7 protein-coding genes are annotated in these 6,481 nt (G+C 29.7%); 2 read left to right on the top strand and 5 right to left on the bottom strand.

All coding sequences use genetic code 11. The features are described 5' to 3' along the window. Nucleotides 1-24: 24 nt before the first annotated feature. From QZ824_RS10250 to QZ824_RS10240, 3 genes are all read right to left on the bottom strand, one after another. On the bottom strand, nt 25-1,119 hold the full coding sequence (locus QZ824_RS10250) for an endonuclease (RefSeq protein WP_291275922.1): 1,095 nt from the start codon (nt 1,117-1,119) through the stop codon (nt 25-27). A 17-nt stretch (nt 1,120-1,136) separates the two neighbouring features. Further along, nucleotides 1,137-2,357 carry a methyltransferase domain-containing protein gene (locus QZ824_RS10245; protein ID WP_291275921.1) on the bottom strand — a complete coding sequence of 407 codons (1,221 nt, stop codon included), beginning with the start codon at nt 2,355-2,357 and terminating at the stop codon, nt 1,137-1,139. Between the two features lie 72 nt (nt 2,358-2,429). Next, nucleotides 2,430-3,635, bottom strand: coding sequence for a hypothetical protein (locus QZ824_RS10240; protein ID WP_291275920.1), 1,206 nt, complete (start codon nt 3,633-3,635; stop codon nt 2,430-2,432). A 122-nt stretch (nt 3,636-3,757) separates the two neighbouring features. Here QZ824_RS10240 and QZ824_RS10235 point away from each other — a divergent pair, with 122 nt between their 5' ends. Then, nucleotides 3,758-4,777: an oxidoreductase gene (locus QZ824_RS10235; protein WP_291275919.1), complete on the top strand. Its 1,020-nt coding sequence runs from the start codon at nt 3,758-3,760 to the stop codon at nt 4,775-4,777. 24 nt (nt 4,778-4,801) lie between these two features. On the opposite strand, the gene QZ824_RS10230 is transcribed toward QZ824_RS10235, so the two are convergent. Continuing rightward, nucleotides 4,802-5,197 carry a glyoxalase gene (locus QZ824_RS10230; RefSeq protein ID WP_291275918.1) on the bottom strand — a complete coding sequence of 132 codons (396 nt, stop codon included), beginning with the start codon at nt 5,195-5,197 and terminating at the stop codon, nt 4,802-4,804. 31 nt (nt 5,198-5,228) lie between these two features. Between QZ824_RS10230 and QZ824_RS10225 the strand changes: the two genes are divergently transcribed. Beyond that, on the top strand, nt 5,229-5,639 hold the full coding sequence (locus tag QZ824_RS10225; RefSeq protein ID WP_291275917.1) for an NUDIX hydrolase: 411 nt from the start codon (nt 5,229-5,231) through the stop codon (nt 5,637-5,639). Here QZ824_RS10225 and QZ824_RS10220 read toward each other — a convergent pair. Then, the coding region (locus tag QZ824_RS10220; RefSeq protein WP_291275916.1) for a mechanosensitive ion channel domain-containing protein at nt 5,629-6,481 on the bottom strand (853 nt) is incomplete at its 5' end. The two genes, QZ824_RS10225 and QZ824_RS10220, sit on opposite strands and share 11 nt — an antisense overlap.

The following is a 6,481-nucleotide window of genomic DNA, read 5'->3' as shown; positions in this document are numbered from 1 at the left end:
CTATATATTAAATGTAGAACAAAGTTAATTTAAAATTATCTTTTTTGTTACATTTCCTTTGTCACTAGACAACTGAAGTAAAAAGAATCCTTGAGGTAAATTAGCAAGTTCATATACTTGATTTACAAATGTCGGATTATTAATTTCTTTAATTATTTGACCATTTATGTTGATCAATACAAGTTTTGTAATTGTTTCATTTGTTTGAATACTTACTTGATTTCCATTAGTTGGATTAGGATAAATATTAACTGCATCATCAGTTAAAAAAGAAGCACTACTTAGAGCGGTACACTCTACTGACCAAATTTGACAAACATATTCAGGATGATCAATGAATGGGTTTCTATTACTTTGTCTAGCATAAATGGCATTATTTCTAGCAATTTCTTTAGGACTTACAGGATCGTTGTTGTGCCATGTAATAAAGATTTTCAAGAAAGTTGTAGAAAAAGAATGATTTGAAGTTCCATCAAACATTACTTTAGCAGTTGAAGTTGAAGAATAGAAACTAGTTAATAAATCTTCATATCTAGTTGCAAAATAAAACATTAAACGAGCAATATCTCCTTTGTATTGATCAGCAGGTTCAAAAACTGTACCAGTATAACCAGCAGAATATCCAGAGTTAAGATTGTTACCTAATTTAGCTCCATTGTTAGATGTATAAGTGGCATTTACAACTACACCATAAGGAAAATCATCACGAGTAGCATTTACTTTTTTATCTGCAGGAAGTACAAAATGAGCATCAGAATACATAGGAACTGCGCCACTACCAAAATAACTTTGTGGTATAGTATGTTCTCTATTAAATAATTGACATTCTGCAGTAACATTAGTTCCATTATCTTGCTGACCTCCATTAGCCACTGTTCCAAAAATAAAATCACAATTTGTATACATATCCCAAACACTTCCATTTGGTTTTACATCAGATGTTTGGTATGTGGTGTATAAACCTCCGTAAGTATTATCAATGTGATTTTTAATAATATTGTGCAATTGTGTTTTTAAAGCAAACCCAGTTCCAGTAGCCGTACTGTAATATCCACTTGGAATTTGAGCGAATGCTATCCCCGATAGTAAAAGTACTATCGATAAAGTAATTTTTTTCATTTTCTATTTAGGATTGATTATTTTTTTCTTTCTAGTAATGCCATATAAAATCCGTCAAACCCAGACTCGTAAGCTAAAACTTTTTTATCTTCAATAAATGTAAAGTTTTTTCCCGTCTCAGTAGTTAGAAATTTTTGAACTTGTTCCTGATTTTCAGAAGGTAATATACTACATGTAGCATAAACTAATTTTCCTCCTGGCTTAACCATTTTAGAATAATTTTCTAAAACTTCTTGTTGTGTTTTCTTTATGTTCTCAATAAATTCAGGTTGTAATTTCCATTTACTATCTGGATTTCTCTTTAAAACACCTAAACCACTACAAGGCGCGTCGATTAAAACTCGATCTGCTTTTTCATAAAGCTTTTTAATAGATTTTGTACCTTCAATTATTCGAGTTTCAATATTATGTACTCCATTTCTTTTTGCTCTTAACTTTAATTGCTTTAGTTTACTTTCATATAAATCCATAGCAATAATTTGTCCTTTATTATCTAATAGACTAGCAATATGTAAAGATTTACCACCCGCGCCTGCACATGCATCAACTACTCGCATTCCTGGTTTTATATCTAAAAGTCTAGCGACTAATTGAGATGAGGCGTCTTGAACTTCAAATAATCCATTTTTGAAAGCATCAGTCATAAACACATTGGCTCTTTCTTTTAAAACTAATGCATCTGGATATTCTTTTAATGTTTCAGTTTCAATTTGATGCGTCTCACTTAATAGTTTTTGAAGTGCCTCTTTGGTTGTCTTTAATGTATTAACACGAAGAATTACTTTTGCCTGTTCATTTTGAGCTTTAATTTCTTTTTCCCAAGTAGCTTCTCCTAATTCTTTTACCACTATTTCATCCATCCAATCTGGAATAGACTCTCTTATTCTTCTTATTTTTGAAAACTCATCAAATTTACCCTTTATTCTTCTTACAGGAGTATTTTCAAAATATTTCCATTCGGGAAGAGTGTAACCTCTTAAAACTGCCCAAACAGCAAATAAACGCCAAACATTATCACGAGTATAATTAGTTTCTTTAACTTCTGCAATTTCAGAGTACAATCTTTTCCAACGAACAATGTCATAGATTGTTTCAGCTACAAACTTTCTATCATGGCTTCCCCATCTTTTATCTAATTTTAATGCTCTTGCAACAACTTTATCTGCATATTCTCCTTCGTTGAAAATTGCCATTAATCCGTCAATTACAGCGAAACTTATATTTCTGTGAAATCTCATGTATTTTATTTAAAAAAATGCTAGCAAAGATAGTAATAAAAACAAAAAAGCTGCCAAATGACAGCTTTTATTTTATCTTCGTACTTCTCTAGTGCTTTCAAATTGGCCACCTCGCAAGCCATTATTCAGACCTTGTCCTTGACGATTAGATTGGAATTCATATCTTGACCTTTGATTTCTTGGAGCTTCAAATCTAGGTTGAGATATATGACTCTCACCTCTAGTAATTATACTTTCATCATGTCTTGGGTATTCTATTCTTGGTTTAGGGATACTATTTTCACTTCTTGGTATTATATTACTATTATCTTTTGGTTGTACCACTCTAGGTTGAGATATAGTACTTTCTCCTTTAGGAATTATATTTATATCTTGTCTTGGGTATTGCATTCTTGGTTTAGGATTACTATTTTCTCCTTTTGGCATTATATTTTCATTATGTCTAGGTTGATTTATATTACTTACCTCTCTTGGTTGTGAATTTCTAGGTTCATTGACAGCTAATTCATTTGATCCTGGTACTCTAGTTTTAATTGTTCGTTGATTATCCATTTCATATCTGTTAGCAAAACCAGAATTTCTGTGATTAAATGATCTATTTGGATAAGTGCTTTCATAGTAATTACCTCTTCTCCCATAGTAAGCATAATAAGCGTCATGACATCTTCTTTGAGTTACATAATGATAACTATGTCCAAAATTAATATGTAGATGAATATGATTTCTATATCTAAAAATAGGGAAGGGGTTCCAATAATAGTAATAACTCGGGTAATAATTCCAAGTCCATACTGAACAATAAGGACGATAATGATTCACCCAAAACGTATTATATATTACAGGAACATGTACATAAACGGGTTCATATATATAGTTGCTACCATACATATAGACATCTCCAACGACTTGAACTTGAACACGATTATTGCGATCTCGTTCTATTTCAATAGTGGCAACGTCTTGGTATTTATCTTGCCCTAAAACAGCCTGAAGCACAACAATATGTGCATTACCTTCAATGGTTTCAATCACGCGTAAATAATCAACATAATTATCGTTATTTAAATCTAAATTAGAAATTTGTGATTTAGGATCATTTAAACGTTGCTCAAAATCTTCCAAATTTTTAGAATCTCCAAATATTGTAGCTACTGCTCGGAGATCCAAGTTATCACTAATATCACTACTACTTGCTGTAACATTAGTTTTATTTTGGGCTAAAATAGGTAAGCTTAAAATAAAAGCCCAAAAAGTCCAATGAGTAATTGCTGTTTTCATAATTCATTTTATTTTGTTGATAACAAATGAGTCCAATTTTTATGCCATAAAATCTGTATTAAGAGTTCATTAACAAAATAATAGATTAATTAAAAAAAGGTATCTTAGCTAAAAATTAATTAATGAAGTTTGCAAGTTTTATAATAAGTTTAGCTTTAATAAGCTGTTCAACTTTACCAAAAATCAAAAGTTTAAAAACAATAGAAGTTGAAAAAACAAGTATAAGAGCTATTTCGCCTAAAAATGAAAATCAAGTCTGGTTTGCTGGGAGTGGAGGTAACGTTGGAAAAGTTGATTTTAGTGATTCATCTTTAGAATTAAAAACCATTACTGATTCAAAGAATGAGTTTAGAAGTTCCGCCTTGGTAGGAAATTTATTTTTTACAATAAACATCGGTACTCCTGCGCAATTTTTTAAAGTTAGTACAAATTTTGATTATAATAAAATTGTTTATAAAGAAGAAGGGGAAAAGGTATTTTATGATAGTTTTCATTTTTCAAACGCTATGATAGGTGTAGCTGTTGGAGATCCAATAACTAATTGTTTTTCTTTAATTATTACAAAAAATGGAGGTGAAAATTGGACTAAATTATCTTGTGATCAATTACCAAAATTAGTTGATGGAGAAGCTGTCTTTGCTGCGAGTAACTCCAATATAAAAGTAATTGATTCTACAATTTACATTATATCAGGTGGAAAAAAATCACGTTTATTTAAAAGTGAAAATTTAGGAGAAACTTGGGAGGTGTTTCAAACACCAATTATACAAGGTGAAACTATGACTGGTGCTTTTACTATGGATTTCTATGATAAAAGAATTGGTTTTATTGCTGGAGGAAATTGTGACAAACCAAACGAAAAGTCAAACAACAAAGCTATAACATTTAATGGAGGCAAAACATGGAAAATAGTAGCTAATAATGCTTTTTTTGGTTATACATCTTGTGTTCAATTTGTTCCTAATAAAAAAGGTAAAGAACTAGTAGCTTGTGGTTCTTCTGGTGTATTCTATTCAAAAGACTTTGGTGAACATTGGATTCAATTATCTGATGAAAATGATTTTTACACTTTAAGAATACCAAATGAAAAAACTATTTTTTTAGCAGGAAAAAGTAAAATAACTCAAATACAACTGTATTAACATATCAATACTATAAAGACTATATCAGGAATTATCAATTAACATAACTTGACTTTTCAAGCGCTCAATTAATAAATTCATCATTCTTTTATTAAGATTAGATGAATTTTTAATATAATTTTTATATTCATCTATTGTAAAAAGAGCAATAATCATTCCTTTCATAACATTTCTTAATTTTAAATCCTTTTGAATAGCATTTTCAATGTATTTTTCTTTTTTATCTGGAGCTAAATCAAAAAATGTATACTTTTGTTTAATGGCATAATTCTTAAAAGTTTCAATAAATAACTCTTTTTGAAGTTTTAAAATAGGTCTTAACGTTGCATTTTGAAAAGATTCTTCGCTTCCAGTATCTTGATTAACAACTCCTAATGATTCTGTTTTAATTTGGTCTAACCAACTATTTCTTTCTAGCATTTTTATTATAAATTTACAAAAAATTATAAGTATGAGTACATATATATCAAAAATTTTTGTAACAGTTGATATCCTAGTTATTAACAATACGACTGAAGAAATTTTATTGATAAAGCGTTTAAATGAGCCTTTTAAAGATTATTGGGCTTTACCTGGGGGATTTGTTGATGAAAATGAAGACTTGGAAGAAGCGGCTCATCGCGAACTAAAAGAAGAAACTAATTTAGAAGTAGAAGAATTGTATCAGTTAGGTGCTTTCGGTACACCGGGCAGAGATCCAAGAGGACATATGATTTCTATCGCTTACTTAGGTTATTCTTCAGATGTTAAAAATGCTAAAGCAATGGATGATGCAAAAGAATTAAAATGGTTTAAAATCAATAACTTACCAAAATTAGCATTTGACCATAAAGAAATTATCGATTTAGCTACTACAAGGTAAAATCTGTTTGATTTTTAGCTGGTTGAAGCTCAAATAATTCTAAATCAAAATAGTTAATTGAAGCTACCACGTGATCAAAAATATCGGACATAATGTATTCATAGTTTTCCCATTTTTTATCTTTACTAAAACAATAGATTTCTAATGGGATACCTTTTTCAGTAGGTTGTAAATAACGAACCATTAATAACATGTCTTTATTTATTCCAGGATGCGAAAGAATATATTGTTGTATATATTTTCTAAAAACCCCTAAATTTGTTAAGTTTCTTCCATTAATTGCCAACGATTTATCAACATGATTAGTCATATTAAACTTGTCAATATCTTGTTTTCTTTTGTCAATATAAGAAGAAATAAATTCAATTCTTTTTAACTTTTCTAATTCTTCGTCTTTTAAAAAGCGAACCGAACCACCTTTAATCAAAATATGTCTTTTAATTCTTCTTCCGTCAGAGTTAAGCATACCTCGCCAATTCCTAAAGCTATCTGAAATTAAACTATAAGTTGGAATAGTTGATGTAGTATTATCAAAGTTTCTAACTTTAACGGTAGCTAAATTAATTTCTTCCACATCACCATCAGCCCCATATTTTTCAACCGTAATCCAATCGCCAATTCTGACCATATCATTTACAGTCACTTGAATACTTGCAACAAATCCTAAAATTGTATCTCTGAAAATTAAAATGATAACAGCTGATACAGAACCAAAAGTAGTTAAAAGTGTCGTCTTTGTAGTGTCAAACAATATCAATATAAATGATATAAAAGCATAAATCCACATTGTGATCATAATTACTTGAACATAACTATCAATAGGTTTGTCTTTATATTTAGGC

Origin of the sequence: Flavobacterium sp., assembly GCF_021151785.1 — a bacterium.
Classification (GTDB): domain Bacteria; phylum Bacteroidota; class Bacteroidia; order Flavobacteriales; family Flavobacteriaceae; genus Flavobacterium.
The sequence above is the reverse complement of the archived record's forward strand: the minus strand, read 5'-3'. Positions and strand labels throughout refer to the sequence as shown.